Below are 24,270 nucleotides of genomic sequence, written 5' to 3' on the forward strand. Positions count from 1 at the left end.
ACCCCTACTCTAAGTTTTTTAAAAAGGTCTCTAAACGCTTTAAACCTTCTTTTAAATCCGCTAAACTCAAAGCATAAGAAAGGCGGACAAAGCGATCATCACCAAATGCAATTCCCGGAACCATTGCTACTAAGTAGTACTCTAACATAATTTCCGCAAAATCGATACTGGTATTTATTATTTTTCCTGAATGTTTTTTCCCAAAACAGTTATCAATCCGCGGAAAAACATAAAAAGCTCCTGCAGGTTCAATTACCTTTAGCTTTAATTCCTGAAGTCTACTTACCACAAAATCCCTGCGTTTTTTAAATTCCTGCACCATCTTTTCAACGCTATCATCTTCAATGGTTAAAGCAGCTAAAGCCCCCCATTGAGCAAAGGAGGTCGGATTTGACGTCTGGTGACTTTGAAGTTCAATAAGTTTGGCGGCGTACTGTCTAGATGCAGCCACATACCCTAAGCGCCACCCGGTCATACTATGGCTTTTCGAAAAACCGTTGACAATAAAAGTTTTTTCCTTCAATTCGGGGTTGGCAGCTACAAAACTAATTGGCTTTTCGGAAAAATATATCCGTTCGTAAATTTCATCAGCAATAATCAAAATTTCTCTGTCTTTTAGCAACCGTCCGAGGCTTTTAAGTTCATCAAAGCTGTATACTACTCCGGTAGGATTAGAAGGAGAATTAATAATTATTGCTTTAGTCCGATTGTTAAGGTAATTTATTAGTTTATCCGGTGCCAGCTTAAAATTTTCCCCAGTAGGTACCAAAATTGGTACTCCACCGGCCAGTTTGACCTGCTCTACATAGCTTACCCAATAAGGCACAGGGATAATTACTTCATCGCCGGGATTTAAAATTACTTGGAAAATATTATACAATCCGTGCTTTGCACCACAGGTAACCACTACTTCCTGGTCTTCATAATTTACACCGGTTCTTTGGGTTAAATATTCGGCTATTTTTTTTCTTAACTCCGGAATGCCACCTACCGGTGTGTACTTCGTTTTTCCCTGCCGTAAAGCATTAATTGCCGCTTCTTTAATGTATTCAGGTGTATCAAAGTCAGGTTCTCCCACCCCGAAATTAATCACTTTCTTTCCCTGCTTAATAAGTTCCTTAGCTTTTTTGTCAATGGCTAAAGTAGGCGATTCGCCAATTTGTAAGGCCCTCTCTGAAAACATCTTTATCCCCCCCGAGTCAATCTCAAGAAAAAAGTCCACTCCCTCAAAACTGAGGGATGGACGCATAGTTAGAACTCAACCTTACCCAAGTGTTGCTCAATTCTTTGCAAAGCTTCTTTTAATCTTGAAGTTGGTATAGTTAAAGAAATTCGAAAATAACCTTCACCGTTTGTTCCATAGCCATTTCCTGGAGTTATGACAACCCCAGCTTTTTCAATTAAGTATTCCGCAAAACTCGCCGACGTAAATCCTTTGGGAACCGGAGCCCAAATATAAAAAGTCCCCTTGGGTTTACTTAAATTCCACCCTAATTTATTTAAAGTTTCAATTACCAAATCCCGTCTTTGGGCATAAAGGTCACATAATTCCTTTACCACATCCTGAGGTCCTTCTAATGCTTTGATTCCTGCATATTGGATAGCTTGAAATACTCCGGAATCAATATTTGACTTTAACCGCCCCAAAGCATCTATTGCTTTTGCATTTCCTACAGCCCAGCCAATCCGCCAACCGGTCATGTTGTAGGTCTTCGATAAAGAATGAAATTCAATACCTACATCTTTGGCTCCCTTTACTTCTAAAAAGCTCGGAGCTCGATACCCATCAAAGGTAATTTCCGAATAAGCGGCGTCATGACACACTAAAATTTCATATTTTTTGGCAAAATGAACCACTTTTTCAAAAAATCCCAGGTCAGCAACTGCACCGGTAGGATTGTTGGGGTAATTTATGAACATTAATTTAGCCTTGCGTGCAACCTCTTCGGGAATACTGTCAAGGTCCGGTAAAAACCCATTTTCAGGCTTTAATGGCATTTTATATGTAGTACCACCAGCTAATATCGTCCCACCCTCATACACCGGGTATCCCGGGTCAGGAACCAAAACTAAATCTCCGGGATCAACATAACACCAGGAAATATGCGCTATTCCTTCTTTTGAACCCAGGAGGGAAACTACTTCTGTCTTTGGATCTAACTCAACCCCAAATCTCCGTGCATACCAGGCAGCAACCGCTTGTCTGTAAGAAAGCATTCCAACCGAAGAGGGGTACTGGTGATTTTCCGGGTTTTGGGCTGCAAGGTAAAGTTCCTCAATAATGTGCTTTGGAGTAGGGGTATCCGGGTCACCAATCCCAAGGCTTATTACATCAACTCCTGCCTCTTTTTTTTCAGCAATTAATCTTTCAATTCGCGCAAACAAGTAGGGAGGTAAATTTCTAACTCTTGTAGCTTCTAACATTTGCCATCCCCTTTCCCAAGTGTTTTTATTAAATTATAAAAAATATTCTCCCTTAAATACTATTTCAGCGGGACCAGTCATATAAACGCTTTCCCCAAAAACCCAGTTAATAAACAAACTGCCACCGGGTAAAACAACTTCAACATCTTCCTGCAAATGGCCAAGAATACGTCCTGCCACTACAACCGCCGAAGCACCGGTACCGCAGGCAAGAGTAGCACCAGCACCTCTTTCCCAAACAAAAACTTTTACTTTCGCTGGACTCAAAATTTCTACGAATTCTACATTTGTTTTCCGCGGGAATAGCGGATGGGTTTCAATTAATGGACCATATTTTTCTAATTCAATTTTAGCTAAAGAATCAACAAAGATTACCGCATGGGGGTTACCCATAGATACCGCTGTGAAATAGAATTTTTGACCTAATACTTCAAGGGGAATATTAACCGGTTCTTCCTCCACCGCTACGGGAATCTCCTGCGGTTTTAGTATTGGCCGGCCCATATCAACCCGTACCATATTGTTCTCCAAAACTTCTGGTTTAATAATACCAGCCAAAGTTTCCACCTCTAATTGCTTCTTGGCCGGATTATATTTTTCAACATAATAGCGAGCTACACACCGAATCGCATTTCCACACATTTCTGCTTCGCTACCGTCGGAGTTAATTATCCTCATCTTAAAATCCGCTTTCTCGGACGGAAGCAACAAAACTAAACCATCGGCTCCAATACCAAATCGCCGATCACAAATTTTTTTAGCTAAGTCGGAAAGATTTTTATTTACTAAGTTCTGGTTTTTTATTTCATCAACCACTACAAAATCGTTTCCCAATCCGTGCATTTTTAAAAACTCCATTGTCAACCTCCTAAAAAATCCATTTTTTTTATAATAAATTTTTTTATATTTATTCGTCAACCTCGCTATTTCAAGAAAAACTGTATACTTGCCAATAAGAAAAAATATCGTTACGATAGGATGGGAGGTAGGAGTTATGAACTATCTTTTATTAAAAGCAGTGGTGGAAGAGTTATCACAAGCAATAATTGGCCATCGGGTAGACAGAATAGCGTTTACCGATAATTTATCAATCTTAATAAATTTTTTTCACCCAAAAGAAAAAGAAAAATTTTTGTATCTTTCCGCTAATAATGATTTAGCTGCAATTTTTCTAACCAAAACCTTTTTTACGTCTTCCAAAACTACTACTCCTTTTTTAAACAGTTGTCAAAACTTTCTCTTGGGGAAAAGGCTTTTTAAAATAAATTTAGAGCCCTGGGAACGGAATGTCTGTTTGGAGTTTTTGGACCCCAAAACCAATGATAAAGTGTATTTATTTGTTGAAATCATGGGTAAACACAGTAATCTTATCCTCGTTAATCACGACCAGACAATTATTGATGGCATTAAACGTTATGGCGAAAACCAAAGCCGGTATCGGGAAGTCCTTCCCGGTAAACCATATATTCCCCCTCCCCAACCGGAAGTTTTATTAATCCATCAGTTAACTTTGGAAAAATTTCAAACGCTTTTTTTGAAAAATCCTAATTTAACCTTGGGGGAAATTTTCAAAAAAAATATTGTTGGTCTTGGAAATTTGTTATTAAACGAGGTTTTTTTCCGCTGTAATTTAAACGTTAAAACCCCTAGCAGAGAATTAAGTTCAAAACAAATAGAAGATTTGTATTTTACATTAATTTCTTTAACAAAGAAAGAACCAAAACCCGTTTTATATTATAAAGAAGGAATACCTTATTATCCGGCTCCCTTTGAATTTGCTTCATTAGAAAACTTAGCAAAAAAACCCGGAACAGCCAACGAAGTATGTGAAGAATATTATTTATATTTCCGTGAACTACGAGAAATAGAGAACCTGAAAAATTCTCTCAGTGCTAAAGTTGCTAAAAAAATTAAAAACCTCCAGGAACGCATTAATGAATTAAAAGCCAAGGTTAAAGAATACAGTAATGCCGAGCAGTTTAAGAATTTTGGCGATCTACTCTTAACCTACAAGCAGCACATTACTAAAGGAAGTTCAATAGTAAAGCTTCCAAACTGGGACGGGCAGGAAGTAGAAATCCCATTAGATGCCGGAAAATCGGCGGTAGAAAATGCCGAATTTTACTATAAAAAATATCATAAAGCAAAAAATGGGCTTATTTCAGCCCAAAATCAGTTAAATTTCGCTCTGGAAGAGCTTGATTACTTCAAGACTGTTCAATTTCAGATTGATGACGCCCAAACTTTAGAAGTGTTAGAAGATATCAAGCAAGAGTTGGGTTTAGAAAATAATATAAAAGTTAAAAAGGTAAAAGATAAACATCTGGACTTTTTAACCTTTACTACTTCATCGGGTTTAAAAGTTTTTGTAGGAAAAAGTAACCGGCAAAACGATTATTTAACTTTTAAGGTAGCCAAAGACAACGATATTTGGCTTCATGCTAAAAATATTCCGGGAGCGCATGTTATATTAAAAACCGATGGCGAGCCAGATCAACAGTCGTTGCTGGAAGCTGCCGTTATAGCAGCCACTTTTAGCCGCGCCCGCTACGGCAAAAATATTCCGGTAGATTATACTTTGCGTAAACATGTCCAAAAACCAGCCGGAGCAAAACCGGGATTTGTAATATACCGTCAGGAAAAAACAATTTACGTTGACCCGGATCTATCACTACTTCATTTTCGACTTCCCGGCTTAACCACGGGAACTCCCTCAGCACAGAGAGGGCAGTTTTCCGGCAAATAAGTTTCTACATTTACCTTTAATAACGGGTAAAAAGGAACGCCAAAATCTACCTTGCCGCCGCTGCGGTCTACCAGGGAAGCTACCGCTACCACTTCACCACCCATGCTCTGCACTAAATCCATCACTTCCCTGGTGGATCCGCCGGTAGTAACCACATCTTCAACAACTATAACTTTGTCATCAGGTTTTACCGTAAAACCTCGCCGAAGCCGCATTTGGCCCTCTTCCCTTTCGGCAAAAAATGCTTTGACCTTTAACGCCCTGGCCATTTCGTAAGCCAAAATAATGCCCCCAATTGCCGGGCCGATTACAAGATTAGCTTCTATTTTATCAGCTCTAAGCTTTTGAGCAAGGGTTTCACATAGCATCTCAGCAATTTCCGGCTCTGCAGTTAATAATGCACACTGGAAATATTTATTGCTGTGCAATCCTGATGACAATTTAAAGTGCCCTTCTAAAAGCGCTTTCTTTTCTAAAAATAACTTATAAAGATCCATGCAAAACACCTTCCATCTCTTCCAAATATTTTTGGGCGGCCAATCTACGGTTGGAAGCAGCAATAATCGGCCTTCCCACCACCAAGTAATCCGCTCCAAGCTCCAGAGCTTTTTTAGGAGTTAATACTCGCTTCTGGTCAAAATTAGCATCTTCAAAACGGCGAATTCCAGGAGTTACGGTGATAAATTCCGTACCGCAAATACTTTTTATTAAAGCAACTTCCTGAGCTGAAGCCACAACCCCATCCAAACCAGCTTCTTTGGTCTCTTTAGCTAAAATTGCCACTAATTGAGATAGTTTAATTTTAAACCCAACTTGCTCCAAACTCTCCTGATTCATGCTGGTAAGAACAGTAACCCCGAGAATTATTGGGGCTTTGCCTTTTCTTTTTAATGCCTCATCCTTTACCAAATATGCTGCTCTTAACATTTCTTTTCCACCCAGGGCATGGATGTTAACCATATCAACTTCTAAGTCTATTAAGTTTTTTAATGCTCTTGCTACGGTATTGGGAATATCGTGAAGTTTCAAGTCCAAAAATACTTTCAGCCCCAAATTTTTTAGGTCATCTATTAATTTAGGCCCCTCCCGGTAAAATAACTCCATCCCAACCTTAAAAAAGGAAACCACATCCTTTAACTCTTCAACTATATCCATTGCTTTTTCCTTATCAGAAACATCTAACGCCACAATTAATCTTTCAGACATTTTCTTCCCCCCGATGGGCAAGTCCAGTTAATTTAGCAATACTTTCAATATTTTCCTCCTGTAAATACTCTCCCAGTTCCCTTATAAGCCGCGGCATAAAGCCCGGTTCGACAAAATTTTGGCTGCCGACCTGAATGGCGGTTGCTCCGGCCAGGAAAAATTCCAGGGCTGCCTCCTTGCTGTCTATTCCTCCTACCCCAATAATTGGAATAGAAACCGCCTTAAAGCAATCATAAACCATCTTTACAGCCATGGGTCGAATTGCCGGGCCCGAAACCCCGCCGTGCTTGTTGCCCAATATTGGTTTTTTGCTTTTTACATCAATTACCATGCCGGTAAAAGTATTAATCAGGGTTAAAGCATCAGCTCCCGCATTTTCCGCAGCTTTAGCGTAAACGGTTATGTCTGTAACATTTGGAGTTAGTTTTACTATTAAAGTTTTGCTATATATTTTTCTAACGGAAGACACAATTTGTTTTAAAGCTTCCAAATCGGTCCCAAAAGCAATGCCACCTTTACTGACATTGGGACAAGATACGTTTAATTCTAAGGCTTTTATTTCGTCAAACCGTTGAGCTTCCCGAGCTAAATATTGAAACTCTTCAACACTCTCCCCGGCAATATTTAAAATTAAAATATCATTTAAGTCCTTTATTTGCGGTAAAATTTTCTCACAAAAATAATCCCACCCGGGATTGGCCAGTCCAATTGAATTAATCATTCCGCAGGATACTTCATAAACCCGCGGTGGTCTGTTCCCCAACCGGGGATTTTTGGTAATAGTCTTTACCACTAACGCTCCCAAGTTTTTTAAGTCAAAAATATCTTTAAATTCTAAGCCAAAACCAAAGGTTCCCGAGGCCGGCATCACCGGATTTTTTAAAGTAAGCTCGCCAATTTTAACTTTTAAATTCATAAAACCACTTCCTTAAAGTTAAATACGGGACCGTCCTGACAAACTTTTTTATAGACAAATTCATTGTTGGAGAAAACTTTAACAGCACATCCAAGACACGCTCCAAACCCGCACGCCATGAAGCTTTCCAGCGAAACTTCTATCAGTCCTGAATAGTTCTGTAATACAGGTTTTGCCGCTTTTAACATAGCCTCGGGACCGCAAAGATAAATCTGGTTATAAGTGGAAAGATCTGTGGATTTAAGCCCATCTAACACCAAACCTCTCTTTCCCAGTCCTGAAACTTCCGCGTAAACTTCTACATCCTCAAAAGCATTAACAATTTCCGGAATAAACATTTCAGCATTTTTCACGCCATAAATTATGCGGACTTCTCCCCCGTTTTTGGTAATTTCCTTAGCTAAAAATTTTAACGGAGCAATCCCTATGCCCCCGGCAACCAGCAGGCTTTTCCCGGACATTACTGTAAAACCCCGCCCCAAGGGAAGCAGCATACTTATTTCCCGACCGGGAGGTAATTCCCGTAAAGCTCCTGTCCCCTGGCCAACCGTTTTAATGTAAAAAGTAACCAAACCAGTTTTCAAATCCACATCGGCAAAGCTAAAGGGGCGACGCAAAAACACCCCTTTAGCTTCAACCTTTACCATGGCAAAACTTCCCGGAACAATTTCGGGCAATATTTCCTCCGGTACGGAAACTTGCAGCTTATAGATTTCTTTTGTAATAGGGATATTTTCCACCACTAAACCTTTTAGATCCTGCATAAACTCTCTCCTTAATGATAATCTTGAAGGGCATAAACCTTAATTTCTTCTTCTTTGTCGATTAAATACTCCAGCATATTGGCCATCGCCCGGGCCGTATCTAAGGAAGTAAGACACGGAACGCCCAGCTCAACGGCAGTACGGCGAATTCTAAAGCCTTCCTTTTCCGGCTGACTTCCAGAGGTGAGCGTGTTGATCACCAATTGAATTTGGTCATCCCGCAGTAAGTCAAGAATATTATACGTTCCCTCCGAAAGTTTTTTCACTTTAACTACATCTAACCCTTTGCTTGTCAGGAAGTTTGCCGTTCCTTCGGTGGCAAAAATTCTAAACCCTAAATCGGCAAATTTTTTAATGATAGCATATGCTTCTTCCTTATCCCGGTCGGCTATGGTAGCAAGAACGGTTCCTTTTAATGGAACTTTAATTCCTGAAGCAATCAAAGCTTTATACAATGCTTCGGGAAAAGTTTGGGCAACTCCCATGACCTCTCCCGTCGATTTCATTTCCGGTCCTAAACTTACATCTAAGTTGGTAAGCTTGGCAAAGGAAAAGACCGGAGCTTTTACACCCCATAAATTTCTCGTGGGTAAAATTCCTCCTTGATAACCAACTTCTCGTAAGGTTTTCCCTAAGGATAATAGGGTAGCAATTTTAACCATGGGTACTCCGGTTATTTTACTCAAAAACGGTATCGTTCTACTTGCCCGGGGGTTAACCTCAAGAACATATAATTCGTTTTCGTAAACCACATACTGAATATTTAAAAGCCCTTTAATCCCCAACCCCAAAGCAATTTTACAGGTATACTCGTAAATTTTATCGATCATCTCGGCATCCAAATGTAAAGTTGGATAAACCGCTATACTATCTCCGGAATGAACTCCCGCCCGTTCAATATGCTCCATAATCCCGGGTATAAACACTTCTTTCCCATCCGCTAACGCGTCCACTTCTATTTCCAGTCCTTCCAAGTAACGGTCAATTAAAACCGGATGCTCCGGAGAAATTTGGGTTGCCCACTTCATGTAATTTTTAAGTTCCTCTTCATTGTAAACAATTTCCATTGCCCGGCCGCCCAAAACGTAAGATGGGCGAACCACCACCGGATATCCAATTTCTTTAGCCGTTTGCACGGCTTCCGAAATAGCAAAAACACCTTTACCTGCAGGTCGTTTTAACCCCAAGGAGTTTAAAAAAGCGTCAAATTTTTGCCGGTCTTCGGCCGTATCAATGGCCTCCACACTGCTGCCAAACAGTTTGATCCCTGCCTGAGCAAGGGGTTTAGCTAAATTTATGGCAGTCTGTCCTCCAAACTGCACAACTACTCCTTCCGGCTTTTCATGATCAATGATATTTTTAACATCCTCAAAGGTTAAGGGATCAAAATAAAGGCGATCGGATGTGTCAAAATCGGTACTGACCGTTTCTGGGTTGTTATTAATAATTACTGCTTTATACCCTTCCTCTCTTAATGTCCAGACCGCATGTACCGAACAGTAGTCAAACTCTATTCCCTGACCTATCCTGATAGGTCCGGAACCCAAAACAATAGCTTTTTTGCCTGAAGTTTCCTTGGCTTCATTTTCCTTTTCATAGGTTGAATAAAAGTACGGAGTTTTGGCTTCAAATTCCCCGGCACAGGTGTCAACCATTTTATAAACCGGTTTTATTCCGTATTTTTCTCTTAAATTTCGAACTTCCCCTTCCGTCAAGCCTTTCAGAGCCGCAATTTCCCTGTCGGAAAAATTGAGCTTCTTTGCTTCCAGTAAAAGTTCTGCTGTTAGGTCATCGCGGGCAATTTTTTGCTCAAAACGTACAATATTTTCAATCTTTTTTAAGAAGAACTGGTCAATCCCCGTAAGTTCCGAAAGCTTTTCAAGGCTATAACCCTGAATTATCGCCTCCCGCAGGTAAAAAAGCCTTTCATCATCGGGGTATTTTAACTTTTCCTCAAGCTTTGTAAGGTCTAAACCTTTCTTCGAAAGACCATAAACTCCAATTTCCAAAGAACGTAATGCTTTGTTCAATGCCCCTTCAAAAGTTCGATCTATGGCCATTACCTCTCCCGTGGCTTTCATCTGGGTACCAATTCTTTTATCCATAGTCCGAAACTTATCAAAGGGCCAGCGGGGAATCTTTACCACCACGTAATCCAAAGCCGGTTCAAAAGCTGCTGTGGTTTTACCGGTTACCGCATTGGTTATTTCCGGTAAAGTTAAACCCACCGCAATTTTTGCCGCAACTTTAGCAATGGGATAGCCGGTAGCTTTTGACGCCAAGGCACTGGAACGGGAAACCCGTGGGTTTACTTCAATAACATAGTATTTAAAGCTTTTGGGATCTAAAGCAAATTGAACATTACAGCCCCCTTCTATCTTAAGAGCCCGAATTATTTTTAGCGAAGCATTGCGCAAAAGCTGGTACTCTTTATCGGATAAAGTCTGGGAAGGAGCTACCACTATTGAATCGCCGGTATGCACGCCTACCGGATCGATATTTTCCATGTTACAAACTATAATGGCATTATCCATCGCATCTCTTAGAACTTCGTATTCAATTTCCTTCCAGCCGGCAACACTTTTTTCCACCAAAACCTGTTGAATTAAACTTTGCTTAAGACCTCTCTGGCAAATTTCCTTAAACTCTTCATCATTATGGGCAATTCCGCCACCGGAACCTCCCAAAGTATAGGCAGGACGAATTATTACCGGATAGCCAATACTGCGCGCAAAACTAAGGCCATCCTCAACATTGGTTACAATGGTACTTTCCGGTACCGGTTCGCCAATGGCTAACATGGTTTCCTTAAATAACTCCCGGTCTTCAGCTTTCTTGATAGCTTCAAGGGGCGTTCCGAGGACCTGAACGCTCTCCCTTTGCAAAATTCCTCGCTCAAACAATTCTACCGTTAAGTTTAAACCGGCCTGCCCTCCTAAAGTAGCAACTATTCCCTGCGGCTTTTCTTGAATTATTACTTTTTCTAAAAATTCAACAGTTAATGGTTCAATATAGACCCTATCGGCAATATTGGCATCGGTCATAATTGTTGCCGGATTACTATTTACCAGCACCACTTCATATCCTTCTTCTTTTAACGCTCTACAGGCCTGGGTGCCAGCATAATCAAATTCTGCTGCTTGTCCAATGACAATTGGTCCCGAACCAATTACCATAACTTTTTGAATATCTGTTCTTTTAGGCATAGCTGTCCCCCTTGTCAATCATTTCTAAAAACAAATCAAAAATAAAGTCTGCATCATTGGGTCCCGGTGCCGCCTCCGGATGAAACTGTACCGAAAGAATTTTACTATATCTACTTCGCAGGCCTTCAATGGTATTATCATTTAAGTTGCGAAACCAGATCTCAAGACCGGTTCCAATTAAGCTTTCTTCCCGCACAGCAAAACCGTGGTTATGAGAAGTTATGAAAACTCTCTTACTTTCCGTTTCAATTACCGGATGATTGCTACCCCTGTGGCCAAATTTTAATTTGTAGGTTTGAGCTCCGTGGGCCAAAGCTAAAAGTTGATGTCCAAGACATATTCCTAAAATGGGAAGCTTGCCAATTAATTGCCTGATGATAAAAATACTTTCCTGTAAATCCGCCGGATCACCAGGGCCGTTAGAAAGCACTACCCCCTGGGGAGCTAAGGCTAATATTTGCTCAGCAGGCATTAGAGGAGGCACAACAAAAACCTCTGCTCCCCTTTTTAACAACGATTGCAAAATACTATTTTTTGCGCCATAGTCAACAAGTACAACCCGCGGTTTTTGGCCTGGATAATGAAGAACCTCGTCTCCCGCCACCTGATAGGCAAGTTTTTGTCCGGAAATATCTGGAACTAATTTAACTTTTTCCTGATATTCCGCCCTTTTTTCCGGAAAAGCTGAAATGATTCCTTTCATAACTCCGTACAAGCGTAATTTCTTTGTAATTTCCCGGGTATCTACCCCCGCTAAAGTAACAATTTTTTCCTCATTAAGAAAGTGTTCTAATCGCTCTTTTTGGCGCCAGTTACTGGGAAAATCGCACAATTCCCGGACCACCAGCCCGCGTACAAAGCTTTTTTCCCGTTCCTTATCTTCGGGTATAAAACCGTAATTACCAATTAATGGATAAGTCATGACAACTATTTGTCCGGCATAGGAAGGATCGGTTAATATTTCCTGATAGCCGGTCATTCCCGTATTAAAAACTACTTCCCCATAATTTTCCCCAACATACCCGTAAATTTCTCCTTCATAGCAAGATCCGTCTTCTAAAATCAGTATCCCTTTTGGCAAGCTACTGCACTCCTTTCAATAGTCGCTGATAGGCCACTATACCCTGATAAACGGTCATTACTGGCCAACCGGTTAATGTTCTCCCGAGAAAAGGATTATTCTTTGACTTTCCAACCAGCAACTCTTCGCTTACCTTTAGGGTAAGCTTTGGATCTATTACTGTTAAATTAGCATAATTTCCCTTTTTTATATCTCCCTGCTTTGGCAGCTGTAAGATTTTTGCTGGATTAACCGTCATTTTTAAAAGGAGCTTTTCTAAAGTAATCTTTTTCTTGAGTACCAGCTCGGTATACAACACCGGAAAAGCCGTTTCTAACCCTTCAATCCCAAAAGGTGCATCGTTAAACTCCACATTTTTTTCATAGGAAGCATGGGGAGCATGATCAGTAGCTATAACATCTATTACCCCCTCTAACAAACCTTTAAGTAAAGCTTTCTGCTCTTCTGCCTCGCGCAGAGGGGGATTTACTTTTAAATTAGTATCGTACCCGGCTAAAGCTTCATCGGTCAAAACTAAATGGTGCGGTGTAACTTCAGCCGTTACTTTAAGACCAAGTTTTTTCGCAGCCGCCACCAACCGCACCCCTTCCGCCGTACTTAAATGAGCAACATGAAGTTTTGCTCCAGTCATTTTGGCAATTTCAATGTCCCGGTATATTGCAATGTTTTCCGCTGCTTTCGGTATGCCCCTTAACCCCAGTACGGTAGACCAGTAACCTTCATTTATAACTCCCCGGTTGGCAATTGTCGGTTCTTCAGGATGAGTTATTACCAAAAGGTCGAGGGCAGCAGCATATTCCATAGCATGTCTGAATACAGCACCATCGGCAACCCAGTTCCCATCATCGGTAATAGCCACAGCCCCAGCCTCTTTTAGTTCATAAAATTTACTAAGCTCTTTTCCTGCTCTATTTTTAGTAATGCATCCGGAAAAAAGTATATTTAGAGGAATACTTTTGCTTTTTTCCTTCCAGTAATAAATAACCGTCGCATTGTCCGGTGGCGGGTCGGTATTGGGCATCATTAAAACACCGGTAAACCCCCCGGCCAGAGCGGCGTTACTTCCGGAATGAATGTCTTCCTTGTGGGTATATCCTGGATCCCGGAAATGAACGTGCATATCAATTAATCCGGGAATTAAAAATTTTCCTTCAATGTCAATTACTTCGACATCACTGCGGTTGATTTCAGGGGAGATTTCAACTATGATACCTTTGTCTATTAAGACATCCATTTTTCTTATTTTCCCGTCTTCAACCATTACCACATTACCGTTTTTAATCAACATTCCCACTTTCGTTCCCCCCGGCTAACAAATATAAAACCGCCATTCTAACCGCTACCCCATTGGTAACCTGTTCATTTACCACCGCATTAGGGCTATCGGCAACATAATCGTCAATTTCTACACCACGGTTCAGCGGCCCCGGGTGAAGAATGAGCAATTTTTTACCTTTTAATTTTTCCAGCTTTTCCTGGGTTAAACCATACCAGTCGCGATATTCATCTAAGGTCGTTAAATATCCTGCATCCTGCCGTTCTTTTTGAATTCGTAACACATTGACAACGTCAGCCCACTCCAGAGTTCGCTGAAGATTTATTTCTACTCTTACCCCAAGTTTTTCGATTTCCACCGGTATTAAAGAAGGAGGACCGCAAACGGTTACTTCGGCCCCTAATTTGAGTAATCCCCAAATATTAGAGCGAGCCACCCGGCTGTGGTAAATGTCACCAATTATTGCCACTTTTAAACCTTCAATTTTATAAAGCTTTTGCTTTATGGTAAATAAATCTAACAAGGCCTGGGTTGGATGCTCGTGAAACCCATCCCCGGCGTTAATAACCGACATTTTTGTATTGAGAGAAATAAACTTGGGAACTCCCGACTGCTGGTGACGTACGGCTATGATTTCCACGCCCATTGCTTCCAAAGTCCGGATGGTGTCAATGAGCGATTCCCCTTTTTGCACACTGGAACTGCTAACGTTGATACTCAGTGTGTCGGCACTTAAAAATTTGGCGGCCAACTCAAAGGAACTTCTGGTACGGGTTGAAGGTTCGTAAAAAAGGGTTGCAACCGTTTTCCCCCTTAATGTTGGAACTTTCTTTATATCCCGCATTATTATGTCACGCATCGGGCGGGCAATATCTAAGATAGTATTAATTTCTTCTTTACTCAATTCCTGAAGACCAAGCAAGTGTTTCCGTTTCACCATATTACCTCCTTATAAAAAAACTCCCGGAGGCCTCCGGGAGTTAACAAAACCCGTCAACCCCTTTTAGGCCTCTCAGGACCTATTTAAAAGGGTCGCCTTTTATTCATCTTCTTTTTCCATTATATAAACCGCTTCGTCCCCATCGATTTCAGCTAAATGCACATGAATTACTTCCTTTTTGGAGGTTGGAACATTTTTACCTACATAATCAGCTCGAACCGGAATCTCCCTGTGACCCCGGTCTATTAAAACCGCCAGCTGCACTAACATAGGACGCCCTAAATCCATTAAGGCATCTAATGCTGCCCGCACGGTACGACCGGTATATAAAACATCATCCACTAAAACAAGTTTTTTTCCTGTTACCGGAAAATTAATTTCCGTTTGGTGTACCACCGGCTGATGGCTTAATGACGAGAGGTCATCCCGGTAAAGAGTAATATCCAAGATCCCCACAGGGACCTCTACCCCTTCAAACAGCTTAATTTCTTCCGCTATCCTCTGGGCAATAGGCACACCCCGTCTCCTTATCCCAATTAAGGCTAAATTTTCCACGCCATTGTTTTTCTCCACAATCTCGTGCGCAATACGCCGTATTGCCCGTCTAATCCCGTCTTCATCCATAATTTTAGCTTTAGTTTTTAAACCCATTTATACCCCTCCATATAAATTTAAAACCTGCACACGTGAGGCGCGTGCAGGTTTAGTATTGCCTTATTAAACCCTTACTAGCCTCACAGGACCAGTTTAAAGGTCATTCAGTTATACTAAGAGTAACAACTTTTTTTTTTCTTTGTCAAGAAGGAAATTATCTCACAAAAGGCGAAAATAAATGTTTTAAAGAAGGAGGTACCAAGCATGAAAAAAGTAGCGTTCCAAACAATAGTCTTTGATAGCGATATGAATCCAGTTGTATTACTTATTGATGAAAATCAAGAATTTGTCCTTCCTTTATTTTTTACTCCCAAAGAATTAGAACCTATTCTTTTTTCTTTGGAAAACTTTATTCCTGAACAACCGGAAACTTATAACCTTCTTTTAGAAATTATCAAAACAAATAACTTAAAAGTTAAGGAACTAACTATTACCGACATCTTTGCCGATAGAGTATTTTCTGTATTAGCTTTAAAAAAAGGTCGGAAAGAACAGTTTTATAACTGCCGTATCAATGACGGACTTGCCCTGGCAATATATTTCAAAGCTCCCATCTACATTACCGAAAAAGTAGAATTATCCACCTATCCAGTGACCAGTTTACCGGATGACCTGGAAAAAGAGCTCCAACCGTTAATAGAGGAATGGAAAAAATCTCTTAATTAACCCCTTAATTTTGCAAGCACCCTTTGAAAGTCTTCCGGCAATGGAGCGGTAAACTCAAGTAATTCTCCAGAACGGGGATGAATAAAAGATAGCTTTATAGCGTGAAGCATTTGTCTTTTGACCCCAAAAGGATTATTCTGGTGTCCGTATTTTGGGTCTCCTAGAACCGGATGACCCAAGTAACTAAAATGAACCCGGATTTGATGAGTACGTCCCGTTAAAAGTTTAGCCTGAATTAAGGTAAATCCCTTATTAAACTCTTCTAAAACCTTATAGACCGTCTGGGCAGTTTTTCCGTTGGAAACTACCGCCATCTTCTGGCGGTCTCTGGGATGGCGTCCAATAGGAAGATCAATAATTCCTTCTTTATTTTTCAAATAACCATGGACAATTGTCCAGTATTCCCGAACAGCTTTTTTCTCTTTAATTTGTTCTGCTAATGACTGATGGGCCAGGTCATTTTTCGCCACCACCAGTAAACCCGAAGTATCTTTGTCCAAACGGTGAACAATACCCGGTCGCAGCACTCCACCAATGCCCGATAAATTTTGACAATGATATAAAAGGGCATTCACCAAAGTTCCATCCCAATTTCCTTCAGCCGGGTGAACCACCATGCCTGCTTTTTTATTTACCACAACCAAATCCTCATCTTCATAAACAATGTCTAACGGAATTTCTTCGGGTTTAACCGATAGTTCGCGGGGAGGAGGAAGTAAAACCGCTATAATTTCTCCTCCCCTTACTTTATAACTTGCTTTGCGATGTAATCCATTTACCGTAACTTTTCCTTCCTCAATCAGCTTTTTAATAAAACTTCGAGATAATTCCAATTCTTCCTGTTCAGCTAAAAACTTATCCAGTCGTAAACCGCTATACTCTGAATTTACCACTACTTTTATTTCCGTATCCATTTTTGCTACTCCTTTTTCAGCAAAAACTGATAGGTAAAAAGCAAAAGCCCTATGGTAATAAAACTATCGGCCAAATTAAATACAGGCCAGAAGTGAAAATCCAAAAAGTCCGTCACCTGTCCCTGCGTCAGACGGTCGTAAAAGTTTCCCAGAGCTCCACCGAAAATAAGAGCTAATGATGTTAAAAGAAAACGATTTCTATTACCGGTAGTTACCAAATAAATTAAGATTCCGCTTAAAACAAAAATGGTTATTAATATAAATATTCCTCGTTGATTGGGTAAAATACTAAATGCTGCCCCCGGATTTTTTACATGTGTAATGCTAAAAAAGGAAAGTATTTTAACCGATTGACCCAGGGCAAAATTTTTTATAATAAAATATTTTGACAATTGGTCCAATAAAAAAAAGCCAAAAGAAAGCAGTAAAAAATAAACCACTTTCGCCAACCCCACTTTTACCGGTGTTGTGGTCTACTTTCATCATCTACCCCTTTAAAGTTCTGGTAAATAACTCCATCATCCCCAATTTCAAAAGGAATAGAATCTACCTCATCGGTGCTGCTGTTTTCTTCTTCGGGCGGCAAATCTTCATAAAAAATATTCTCCCGGGTATTAAAATTTGCCACCGCCTGCCAGGAATCTTCTCCATCAAAAAGGGTTTGGGAAGTATTATCATGATTAAATTTTTCCATAAAAGGTGAAAGCACTTGTTCTTCTACCGGTCTTATAGAAGGTACAGTTCTTTCTTCAACTCGTTTTTGGCAGGCAACACAACGAATTGCTACAGGATTAGCAAAAAGCCTGTCAACTGGAATTTTCTGGCCACAATCTATACAGAGGCCATATTTCCCTTGATTTATCAGGGCTATAGCTTCGTCAATTTGTCTTAACTTTAATTTTAGATTATCGATAAGGGCAAAATCTTTGCTTCTTTCAAAACTTTCACTGCCTAAATCTCCGGGGTGATTATCGTAAAAAGAAAGTTCCTGGGTACTCTCAAAAAAAGGATTTTCTTCACTTTTCTTTAATTCTAAAAGCCTTTTTTCGTATTCCTCTTTTAGCTTTAAAAGCATCTTCTTAAATATTGCAATATCCATTATAACTAACTCCTTTTTTGCGTTTAATACCCAAGTCTTAAATTAACTAACTGAATAATTTTAGCGATAAAATCACTGATAACCGGTAGATTCAAAACCAGTAAGTGCTTTAAAAGATAAATTAAAACTACACTTACCACAGAAAATCCAATAGCAGCCCCAATCCCCCGCCCAATCCCCAAAAGAAAATTTAAAAAAATAAGTCTTCCGGGATTTTCTAACATTTCAACATATTCCTTGATTTTCACCTGCTCTAACTTCACTACCAATTTCTCGGCAGCTTCGGCTATGTTTTCCCGCTCCACCTCTACCCCTACTTTCAAAATTATTATAACCGGTTACTTAATTTCTTAAACTTTGGATGGGAGCAGGAATTCGTCCGCCGCGCATTACAAATTTTTCACTGCTAAACCGATTGACATCCATTATGACAGTACGGCCCAATAAACCTCCAAATTCCACATATTCGCCCGCTTTTTTCCCAGGAACCGGAATAATGCGTACCGCGGTGGTTTTTCCATTAATAACGCCAATACTTATTTCATCGGCAATAATACCTGCAATGGTCGAAACCGGTGTTTCACCGGGAATAGCTATCATATCCAGGCCAACCGAACAAACCGCAGTCATCGCTTCTAACTTTTCAATATTGAGGGCGCCTACCTCAACCGCTCGAACCATCCCCATATCCTCGCTCACGGGAATAAAAGCACCGGATAAGCCACCTACCATGGACGACGCCATAGCACCACCCTTTTTTACCGCGTCGGTTAACATCATTAAAGCAGCCGTTGTCCCCGGCGCACCGCAATACTCCAAGCCCATTGCTTCAATAATCTCTGCAACACTATCACCCATGGCAGGAGTTGGTGCAAGGGATAAGTCAACTATGCCAAATTTTACCCCTAACATTTTTGCCGCTTCTTTACCGATTAACTCCCCCACCCTGGTTATTTTAAAGGCCGTTTTCTTAATCTCATTGGCCAGTTCCTCCAAGTCAGCTCCAGGAATTTTTTCTACAACCCGTTTGACCACGCCCGGACCGCTTACCCCAACATTAACAACATAATCCGCTTCACCCACTCCATGAAAAGCTCCAGCCATAAAAGGATTATCCTCCGGGGCATTGGCAAAGACTACAATTTTGGCACATCCCAGTCCATCCTTATCTCTGGTCCGTTCAGCCGTTTCCTTTATTATGCGTGCCGAAAAATTGATTCCATCCATATTAATCCCTGCTCTGGTGGTCGCCACATTGATTGAAGCACATACCCGTTCCGTCTCCGCCAGTACCCGGGGAATAGTATTTAATACATTTATGTCCCCCTTTGTAAAGCCCTTATGTACTAACGCCGAAAACCCACCGATAAAATTTACCCCAATTTCCTGCGCAATTTCTTCTAAAGCGTAACCTATTTTAACCGTTTCGGTTTCAGTAAATCCCCCTGCTAACAGCGAAACCGGTGTAACCGCAACCCGGGCGTTGACAATCGGTATTCCATACTTTATCTCTAATTTCTTGGCAGTTTCCACCAAGTACTGCCCCTTTTCCCGGATTTTTTGCTTTATGTTTTCACAGGTTTTCGCGATACTGCTATCGACACAATCCAGAAGACTTACTCCTAATGTGATCGTTCTGATATCCAGGTTTTCCTCCTGAATCATTTTAAGAGTTTCTAAAATTTCTCCAAAGTTAAACATTTAACCCCTCCCTAAATTCGGTGCATAGCTCGAAAAATATTTTCATGTTGAATTTCAATTTTTAAATTTAATTGTGCTCCCAAATCACTCAAAGACTTTTTTAACGCTTCAAACTCAAGGTTACAGTGAGTAATATCCACCATCATAATCATGGTAAAAAGTCCACCGGTGATGGTCTGACTGATATCCAAAATATTAACGTTAGCCTCAGCTAAAAGAGTAGCCACTTTTGCAATTATTCCTACCCGATCTTCACCGATAACCGTAATTAAAGCTTTTTCCTGCAATTTAACTACCCCTTTCTCTTTTATATTTTTTTCAACTTTAAAAAAAAACGAGGCGCAAACCTCGTGTTTTATACTTTTATTCTTTTAATTTTTTCTCTTTGAACTCAAGCGTTTTAAATCAAACCAAATGGGACTTGCATTAAATATCGATGAATACGCACCACTGGTTACCCCAATTAACATGGCAGTAACAAATACTTTGATACTTGAACCTCCAAAAAGCAACAGGGAAACCAAAACAAAGATAACCGTTAATACCGTATTTATCGAGCGAGCCATTGTTTGCCACAAGCTTTTGTTTATTAGATCATCTAAAGCCTCTCCCTTTTCCCGTTTCTTCAGATTTTCCCTAATTCGGTCAAAGATAACAATTGTATCGTTAATGGAATAACCGATAATCGTTAATATCGCCGCCACAAAACTGCTGTCCACTTCCCATTGAAATATCGAGAAAAGCCCGATGGTAACAAATACGTCATGAAGTAAAGCAATAATCGCCGCAACCCCAAAGTAAAATTCAAAGCGAAAGGTAATATAAAGTAACATTAACACCGAAGCAATTAATAAAGCCAAAAAAGCTTTTTGCAGCAATTCGCGGCTAACAACGCTCCCAATCCGGTCCTCACGTAAAACCTCTACCTTCCCCAGTTTATCTTCCAAAGCTTTAATTACAGCATCCCTTTTCACGGTGTCTAACTCTTCAGTACGAATTAGATAATTTCCTTCACCGGTTAACTGAATTGAGCTAACTTTAAACCCCATTTGGGTTATAACATTTCTGATGTCCTGGGAAACTACATTTTTGCTAAACTTTACTTCTAAAATCGTTCCGCCGGTAAAGTCTATACCCCAATTAAGACCCTGAATAAAAAGGGAAATAATCCCGGGAACAATAATTAATAGTGATATTATATACCAGTATTTTCTATTCTTTATGATGTGAAACATGGCCTTACCCCCTTATGCCCCGTACAGTTTAGGATTTTTAACGACTTTAGAATCTGCCGCTAAGAACAACAGCCAGCGGGTAAAGGTAATTGCCGTAAACATACTGGCGATGATACCGATACTCAAGGTAACCGCAAATCCCCGAATTGGCCCGGTACCCAGGAAGTAGAGGATTACGGCGGCAATAAGGGTGGTAGCGTTGGAGTCAAAAACCGTTAAAAAGGCCCGTTTAAAACCGGCATCGATAGCTGACCGTAAAGTTTTACCCATTCGCAATTCTTCTTTTAACCTCTCAAAAATCAGGATATTCGCATCAACCGCCATACCCATGGACAAAACAAAACCTGCAATTCCGGGTAAAGTTAAAGTAGCCTTTAGAGCAATCATCACCCCTAAAACAATAGTTGCGTATAAAATTAGCGCAAAATCAGCGATAAATCCGGGAAAACGATAATATAAAATCATAAACACAAAGATGGCTATCACGCCTATAATACTTGCTCTTACCGAACGTCTTAAAGAGTCGGCCCCTAAAGTTGGACCTACAACCTTCTTTTCCAGAATCTCAAGTTTTAAAGGCAAAGCACCAGAACGAAGCAAAACAGCAATGCGATGGGCTTCCTCTAAATCTTTGTATCCGGTAATCCTGGCCTTACCGTTCGTTATCGGTTCCTTAATAACAGGATTTTGCAAAAGTTTACCGTCAAGGTATATACCTAAATTGCGATTAACATTTTTAGTAGTAAAGTCAGCAAATTTTTTCGCACCCTCAGCATTAAAAGTAAGATCCACTTCGGCTAAGCCGGTATTGGGGTCTTTGGCTTCAATGGCGTCCCTTAAATCTTTACCCGAAACAATAACTTCCCCTTCAGGAGATTTAAACTCCAACACCGCCGGTTTAATTAAAGTTCTTACCGCTTCCTCGGGATTTTTATAGCCGGCGATTTCCACAATAATTCGATCTTTTCCCTGCTTTTGAATGATGGGTTCTGAAATACCTAATTCATTTACCCGCGTTTCAATAATGGAAATGGTACTCTGCATAGTTTTGTCGTTAACTGGACTGCCGGGAAGTTCCTTGGCCTGAAATACCACGTGCACTCCGCCCTGCAAATCAAGTCCCAAGGTGGTATATTTTACCAAGGGCTTGACCGCCCCAAAACCTAAAAATGTATACCATCCAAGGATTAATATTAAAATCAGTACGCCACTAAATAGGGTAAATTTACCTAACCTCACTCCCAAATTCCTCCTCTGTTGACATTAACAAAGCTATTATACTTTTGCTTGCATCTAATTGTCAATTTCTTAAAGCAATTTTGTGCCATTTATCACTAACTCAAACTTACATTTTAAAAACTCGGCTGCCTTCCGGCATAATACCATTCTGCTTAGAAAAATCTCAAAATACTCCATTACCGGACAAATCTCGGTATTTATTATTAATTCCAAAGTTATCGTTCGTTTTTGTTCGTTGACCCAGACAAAAGAGTGCTCCACCGCAGAATTTACGCGGTCGTGAATATCATAAGTAGCAGGATCCTGATTCCTCACCCGGGACCGGTGAACATCGGATTTATCCGCCAAGATCAGGGCCGCAGCAACGTTATTAACCGGCTGGCCATACTGTTCTTCATGATTGCCAATGGCAGAAATAACAATGGCTATCTCTTCATAATCCATCCCAAGCCTTTCTAAAATTTGCGCAGCCAAAAGCGCGCCGGTTAAACCGTGTTCCTGGCGATTAATAGCATTTCCTATATCATGGAGATATCCTGCGATTGCTGCCAGCTCTCCTTCCCGCTCGGGATGGCCCAAACGGTCCAAAATGTTTTTGGCAATTGCCGAAACCAGTCCCAAATGTCTAAACCCGTGTTCGGTATACCCGAGGGTTCCAAGATGTTCATTACTTTTTTTTATGAACGCTTCCACCATCGGATCCTTTTTTACATCGGCCAAGGTCAGCACAGAGCCACCACCCAGCTTGAATTATTCCTTGTACGGTCCGGTTATCGCAGATTTTAAAATTTCTACCTTTACATTATCGGATAATCTTAAAACCACCGTTTTTTCTTTAATTTTAATTACCTCACCAATTAATCCTCCCGCCGTTAATACTTTGTCGTCCACTTTAAGGGATTTTAAAAATTCCTGATGCTGCTTTTGTCTTTGGTTTTGCGGTCGAATCATAAAAAAATAGACAATGAGAAAGAAGACTACAAGGTAAATAATTGTTACTACTTGTGGTGTAAAAATCTTACTGGACATTTATCTTACCCCCTTTTTTGTATAAAAAACATCTAAAACTATATTCGACTTTTTTATTCTTTTCCCTGCTCATAATTTTGTAAAAATTCTCGGGCAAAAACCAATAACCTCTCCTCTTTAATTGCTTTCCTGATTTCCTTCATTAAGTTTATTAAAAAATGGAGGTTATGGATAGTTGTCAGGCGAATTCCAAGCACCTCATCATTATGTAACAAATGGCGAATGTAAGCCCGGCTGTAATTGCGGCAGGTGTAGCACTGGCAGTCCTCTTCAATTGGACGAAAATCTTCTTTGTAAGCAGCATTTCTTACCACTAATTTACCATACCTGGTAAAAACCGTTCCATTGCGGGCAATCCTGGTGGGTAAGACGCAATCAAACATATCTATACCCCGGATTACCCCTTCAATTAAAGCATCCGGAGACCCAACCCCCATTAAATAACGGGGTTTGTCCTGAGGTAAATGCGGCTCCAAAACTTCTAACATCTCATACATTAAAGGTTTTGGCTCACCGACACTTAATCCACCAACAGCATATCCCGGAAAATCAAGTTCCGTTAAATACTTGGCACTTTCCACCCTTAAATCGGGGTAAATGCTTCCTTGAACAATCCCAAAAAGCACCTGGTCTTCTCGGCGGTGAACTTCTTTACACCTTTTTGCCCAGCGGTAAGTTCGCTTCATTGCTTCCTTAGCGTAAGAATATTCGGACGGATAGGGAGCACATTCGTCAAAAACCATAGCAATATCTGAACCCAGAGCTTCCTGAATCTTCACTGCCTTTTCCGGGCTCATAAAATGCGTGCTCCCATCAATGTGGGATTTAAAAGTGACACCTTCCTCACTAATTGTCCGCAAGGGTCCCAAGCTAAACACCTGAAACCCACCCGAATCGGTTAAGATAGCCCGGTCCCAGTTCATGAATTTATGTAAACCTCCGGCTTTAGCAATAAGCTCCTCCCCTGGCCGTAAATATAAATGATAGGTATTGGATAAAATTATTTGAGCTCCGATACCCTTCAACTCTTCTGGGCTCATGGTCTTAACCGTTGCCAGGGTACCAACAGGCATAAAAACCGGAGTCTCCACCACATTATGAAAGGTTTTTAAAAGTCCAAGTCTTGCTCTGGTATTGGGATCCTTTTTTAGCAGTTTAAAAGAAAACATTATAA

The 24,270-nt window shown here is 40.5% G+C and carries 25 protein-coding genes; 2 read left to right on the forward strand and 23 right to left on the reverse strand.

Annotation, left to right across the window (positions count from 1 at the left end; genetic code table 11):
• Positions 1–4 precede the first annotated feature (4 nt).
• The 3 genes from CHY_RS06950 to dapF all read right to left on the reverse strand — a co-directional run bounded on the left by CHY_RS06950 (position 5) and on the right by dapF (position 3,282).
• Entirely contained in the window at positions 5–1,183 is a 1,179-nt protein-coding gene (locus CHY_RS06950; protein WP_011344398.1) for a pyridoxal phosphate-dependent aminotransferase, read from the reverse strand.
• A gap of 68 nt (positions 1,184–1,251) precedes the next feature.
• Complete coding sequence (locus CHY_RS06955; protein ID WP_011344399.1) at positions 1,252–2,424, reverse strand: LL-diaminopimelate aminotransferase; 1,173 nt, start codon at positions 2,422–2,424, stop codon at positions 1,252–1,254.
• Positions 2,425–2,457: 33 nt separating this feature from the next.
• Positions 2,458–3,282 (reverse strand): diaminopimelate epimerase, encoded by an 825-nt coding sequence (gene dapF, locus CHY_RS06960; RefSeq protein WP_011344400.1) that lies wholly within the window; start codon positions 3,280–3,282, stop codon positions 2,458–2,460.
• A gap of 136 nt (positions 3,283–3,418) precedes the next feature.
• On the opposite strand from dapF, the gene CHY_RS06965 reads away from it, so the two are divergent.
• Positions 3,419–5,170 (forward strand): Rqc2 family fibronectin-binding protein, encoded by a 1,752-nt coding sequence (locus CHY_RS06965; RefSeq protein ID WP_011344401.1) that lies wholly within the window; start codon positions 3,419–3,421, stop codon positions 5,168–5,170.
• Here the strand turns inward: CHY_RS06965 and pyrE are convergent.
• From pyrE to pyrR, 9 genes are all read right to left on the reverse strand, one after another.
• A complete protein-coding gene (pyrE, locus tag CHY_RS06970) occupies positions 5,101–5,667 on the reverse strand; it encodes an orotate phosphoribosyltransferase (protein WP_041537698.1) in 567 nt (188 codons plus the stop codon). The two genes, CHY_RS06965 and pyrE, sit on opposite strands and share 70 nt — an antisense overlap.
• A complete protein-coding gene (pyrF, locus tag CHY_RS06975) occupies positions 5,654–6,376 on the reverse strand; it encodes an orotidine-5'-phosphate decarboxylase (protein ID WP_011344403.1) in 723 nt (240 codons plus the stop codon). Before pyrF ends, pyrE begins: the two co-directional genes overlap by 14 nt.
• Entirely contained in the window at positions 6,369–7,292 is a 924-nt protein-coding gene (locus CHY_RS06980; protein ID WP_011344404.1) for a dihydroorotate dehydrogenase, read from the reverse strand. Before CHY_RS06980 ends, pyrF begins: the two co-directional genes overlap by 8 nt.
• The gene (locus tag CHY_RS06985) at positions 7,289–8,056 is read right to left on the reverse strand and encodes a dihydroorotate dehydrogenase electron transfer subunit (protein ID WP_011344405.1); all 768 of its coding nucleotides are present in this window, start codon (positions 8,054–8,056) and stop codon (positions 7,289–7,291) included. The genes CHY_RS06980 and CHY_RS06985 overlap by 4 nt, the downstream gene beginning before the upstream one ends.
• Positions 8,057–8,067: 11 nt before the next feature.
• A complete protein-coding gene (gene carB, locus CHY_RS06990; protein ID WP_011344406.1) occupies positions 8,068–11,262 on the reverse strand; it encodes a carbamoyl-phosphate synthase large subunit in 3,195 nt (1,064 codons plus the stop codon).
• A complete protein-coding gene (gene carA, locus CHY_RS06995; RefSeq protein WP_011344407.1) occupies positions 11,255–12,343 on the reverse strand; it encodes a glutamine-hydrolyzing carbamoyl-phosphate synthase small subunit in 1,089 nt (362 codons plus the stop codon). The genes carB and carA overlap by 8 nt, the downstream gene beginning before the upstream one ends.
• A gap of 1 nt (position 12,344) precedes the next feature.
• Positions 12,345–13,631: a dihydroorotase gene (locus CHY_RS07000; RefSeq protein ID WP_049752130.1), complete on the reverse strand. Its 1,287-nt coding sequence runs from the start codon at positions 13,629–13,631 to the stop codon at positions 12,345–12,347.
• The gene (locus tag CHY_RS07005; RefSeq protein WP_011344409.1) at positions 13,621–14,559 is read right to left on the reverse strand and encodes an aspartate carbamoyltransferase catalytic subunit; all 939 of its coding nucleotides are present in this window, start codon (positions 14,557–14,559) and stop codon (positions 13,621–13,623) included. Before CHY_RS07005 ends, CHY_RS07000 begins: the two co-directional genes overlap by 11 nt.
• Positions 14,560–14,658: 99 nt before the next feature.
• Complete coding sequence (gene pyrR / locus CHY_RS07010; protein WP_011344410.1) at positions 14,659–15,210, reverse strand: bifunctional pyr operon transcriptional regulator/uracil phosphoribosyltransferase PyrR; 552 nt, start codon at positions 15,208–15,210, stop codon at positions 14,659–14,661.
• 207 nt (positions 15,211–15,417) lie between these two features.
• Between pyrR and CHY_RS07015 the strand changes: the two genes are divergently transcribed.
• Positions 15,418–15,879 (forward strand): bifunctional nuclease family protein, encoded by a 462-nt coding sequence (locus tag CHY_RS07015; protein ID WP_011344411.1) that lies wholly within the window; start codon positions 15,418–15,420, stop codon positions 15,877–15,879.
• Here CHY_RS07015 and CHY_RS07020 read toward each other — a convergent pair.
• The 11 genes from CHY_RS07020 to tgt all read right to left on the reverse strand — a co-directional run bounded on the left by CHY_RS07020 (position 15,876) and on the right by tgt (position 24,265).
• A complete protein-coding gene (locus CHY_RS07020) occupies positions 15,876–16,793 on the reverse strand; it encodes an RluA family pseudouridine synthase (RefSeq protein ID WP_011344412.1) in 918 nt (305 codons plus the stop codon). The genes CHY_RS07015 and CHY_RS07020 overlap by 4 nt on opposite strands.
• A gap of 5 nt (positions 16,794–16,798) precedes the next feature.
• A complete protein-coding gene (gene lspA, locus CHY_RS07025; RefSeq protein ID WP_011344413.1) occupies positions 16,799–17,233 on the reverse strand; it encodes a signal peptidase II in 435 nt (144 codons plus the stop codon).
• A 17-nt stretch (positions 17,234–17,250) separates the two neighbouring features.
• Entirely contained in the window at positions 17,251–17,892 is a 642-nt protein-coding gene (locus tag CHY_RS07030) for a yteA family sporulation protein (RefSeq protein WP_011344414.1), read from the reverse strand.
• Positions 17,893–17,915: 23 nt separating this feature from the next.
• The gene (locus CHY_RS07035; RefSeq protein WP_226986688.1) at positions 17,916–18,215 is read right to left on the reverse strand and encodes a DUF5665 domain-containing protein; all 300 of its coding nucleotides are present in this window, start codon (positions 18,213–18,215) and stop codon (positions 17,916–17,918) included.
• A 19-nt stretch (positions 18,216–18,234) separates the two neighbouring features.
• The gene (locus CHY_RS07040; protein WP_011344416.1) at positions 18,235–19,593 is read right to left on the reverse strand and encodes a PFL family protein; all 1,359 of its coding nucleotides are present in this window, start codon (positions 19,591–19,593) and stop codon (positions 18,235–18,237) included.
• Between the two features lie 11 nt (positions 19,594–19,604).
• Entirely contained in the window at positions 19,605–19,880 is a 276-nt protein-coding gene (locus CHY_RS07045) for an ACT domain-containing protein (RefSeq protein WP_011344417.1), read from the reverse strand.
• 84 nt (positions 19,881–19,964) lie between these two features.
• Positions 19,965–20,828, reverse strand: a complete 864-nt coding sequence (secF, locus tag CHY_RS07050; RefSeq protein WP_011344418.1) for a protein translocase subunit SecF — start codon at positions 20,826–20,828, stop codon at positions 19,965–19,967.
• A gap of 12 nt (positions 20,829–20,840) precedes the next feature.
• The gene (gene secD, locus CHY_RS07055; protein WP_011344419.1) at positions 20,841–22,067 is read right to left on the reverse strand and encodes a protein translocase subunit SecD; all 1,227 of its coding nucleotides are present in this window, start codon (positions 22,065–22,067) and stop codon (positions 20,841–20,843) included.
• Positions 22,068–22,136: 69 nt separating this feature from the next.
• Positions 22,137–22,796: an HD domain-containing protein gene (locus CHY_RS07060; RefSeq protein WP_011344420.1), complete on the reverse strand. Its 660-nt coding sequence runs from the start codon at positions 22,794–22,796 to the stop codon at positions 22,137–22,139.
• A 21-nt stretch (positions 22,797–22,817) separates the two neighbouring features.
• Positions 22,818–23,096 carry a preprotein translocase subunit YajC gene (gene yajC, locus CHY_RS07065; RefSeq protein WP_011344421.1) on the reverse strand — a complete coding sequence of 93 codons (279 nt, stop codon included), beginning with the start codon at positions 23,094–23,096 and terminating at the stop codon, positions 22,818–22,820.
• A gap of 53 nt (positions 23,097–23,149) precedes the next feature.
• A complete protein-coding gene (tgt, locus tag CHY_RS07070) occupies positions 23,150–24,265 on the reverse strand; it encodes a tRNA guanosine(34) transglycosylase Tgt (RefSeq protein WP_011344422.1) in 1,116 nt (371 codons plus the stop codon).
• Positions 24,266–24,270: the final 5 nt, after the last annotated feature.

It is taken from the genome of Carboxydothermus hydrogenoformans Z-2901 (assembly GCF_000012865.1).
GTDB lineage: Bacteria > Bacillota > Z-2901 > Carboxydothermales > Carboxydothermaceae > Carboxydothermus > Carboxydothermus hydrogenoformans.

What these genes read in the sequence shown, in the direction of transcription:
- CHY_RS07005 (WP_011344409.1), bottom strand. Translation starts at nt 14,559, where the DNA reads ATGGTGAAACGGAAACACTTGCTTGGTCTTCAGGAATTGAGTAAAGAA.
- yajC (WP_011344421.1), bottom strand. Translation starts at nt 23,096, where the DNA reads ATGTCCAGTAAGATTTTTACACCACAAGTAGTAACAATTATTTACCTT.
- pyrE (WP_041537698.1), bottom strand. Translation starts at nt 5,667, where the DNA reads ATGGATCTTTATAAGTTATTTTTAGAAAAGAAAGCGCTTTTAGAAGGG.
- CHY_RS06955 (WP_011344399.1), bottom strand. Translation starts at nt 2,424, where the DNA reads ATGTTAGAAGCTACAAGAGTTAGAAATTTACCTCCCTACTTGTTTGCG.
- tgt (WP_011344422.1), bottom strand. Translation starts at nt 24,265, where the DNA reads ATGTTTTCTTTTAAACTGCTAAAAAAGGATCCCAATACCAGAGCAAGA.
- pyrF (WP_011344403.1), bottom strand. Translation starts at nt 6,376, where the DNA reads ATGTCTGAAAGATTAATTGTGGCGTTAGATGTTTCTGATAAGGAAAAA.
- dapF (WP_011344400.1), bottom strand. Translation starts at nt 3,282, where the DNA reads ATGGAGTTTTTAAAAATGCACGGATTGGGAAACGATTTTGTAGTGGTT.
- CHY_RS07015 (WP_011344411.1), top strand. Translation starts at nt 15,418, where the DNA reads ATGAAAAAAGTAGCGTTCCAAACAATAGTCTTTGATAGCGATATGAAT.
- CHY_RS06965 (WP_011344401.1), top strand. Translation starts at nt 3,419, where the DNA reads ATGAACTATCTTTTATTAAAAGCAGTGGTGGAAGAGTTATCACAAGCA.
- CHY_RS07040 (WP_011344416.1), bottom strand. Translation starts at nt 19,593, where the DNA reads ATGTTTAACTTTGGAGAAATTTTAGAAACTCTTAAAATGATTCAGGAG.
- CHY_RS06980 (WP_011344404.1), bottom strand. Translation starts at nt 7,292, where the DNA reads ATGAATTTAAAAGTTAAAATTGGCGAGCTTACTTTAAAAAATCCGGTG.
- secF (WP_011344418.1), bottom strand. Translation starts at nt 20,828, where the DNA reads ATGTTTCACATCATAAAGAATAGAAAATACTGGTATATAATATCACTA.
- carB (WP_011344406.1), bottom strand. Translation starts at nt 11,262, where the DNA reads ATGCCTAAAAGAACAGATATTCAAAAAGTTATGGTAATTGGTTCGGGA.
- CHY_RS06985 (WP_011344405.1), bottom strand. Translation starts at nt 8,056, where the DNA reads ATGCAGGATCTAAAAGGTTTAGTGGTGGAAAATATCCCTATTACAAAA.
- CHY_RS07030 (WP_011344414.1), bottom strand. Translation starts at nt 17,892, where the DNA reads ATGGATATTGCAATATTTAAGAAGATGCTTTTAAAGCTAAAAGAGGAA.
- CHY_RS06950 (WP_011344398.1), bottom strand. Translation starts at nt 1,183, where the DNA reads ATGTTTTCAGAGAGGGCCTTACAAATTGGCGAATCGCCTACTTTAGCC.
- CHY_RS07020 (WP_011344412.1), bottom strand. Translation starts at nt 16,793, where the DNA reads ATGGATACGGAAATAAAAGTAGTGGTAAATTCAGAGTATAGCGGTTTA.
- pyrR (WP_011344410.1), bottom strand. Translation starts at nt 15,210, where the DNA reads ATGGGTTTAAAAACTAAAGCTAAAATTATGGATGAAGACGGGATTAGA.
- CHY_RS07000 (WP_049752130.1), bottom strand. Translation starts at nt 13,631, where the DNA reads ATGTTGATTAAAAACGGTAATGTGGTAATGGTTGAAGACGGGAAAATA.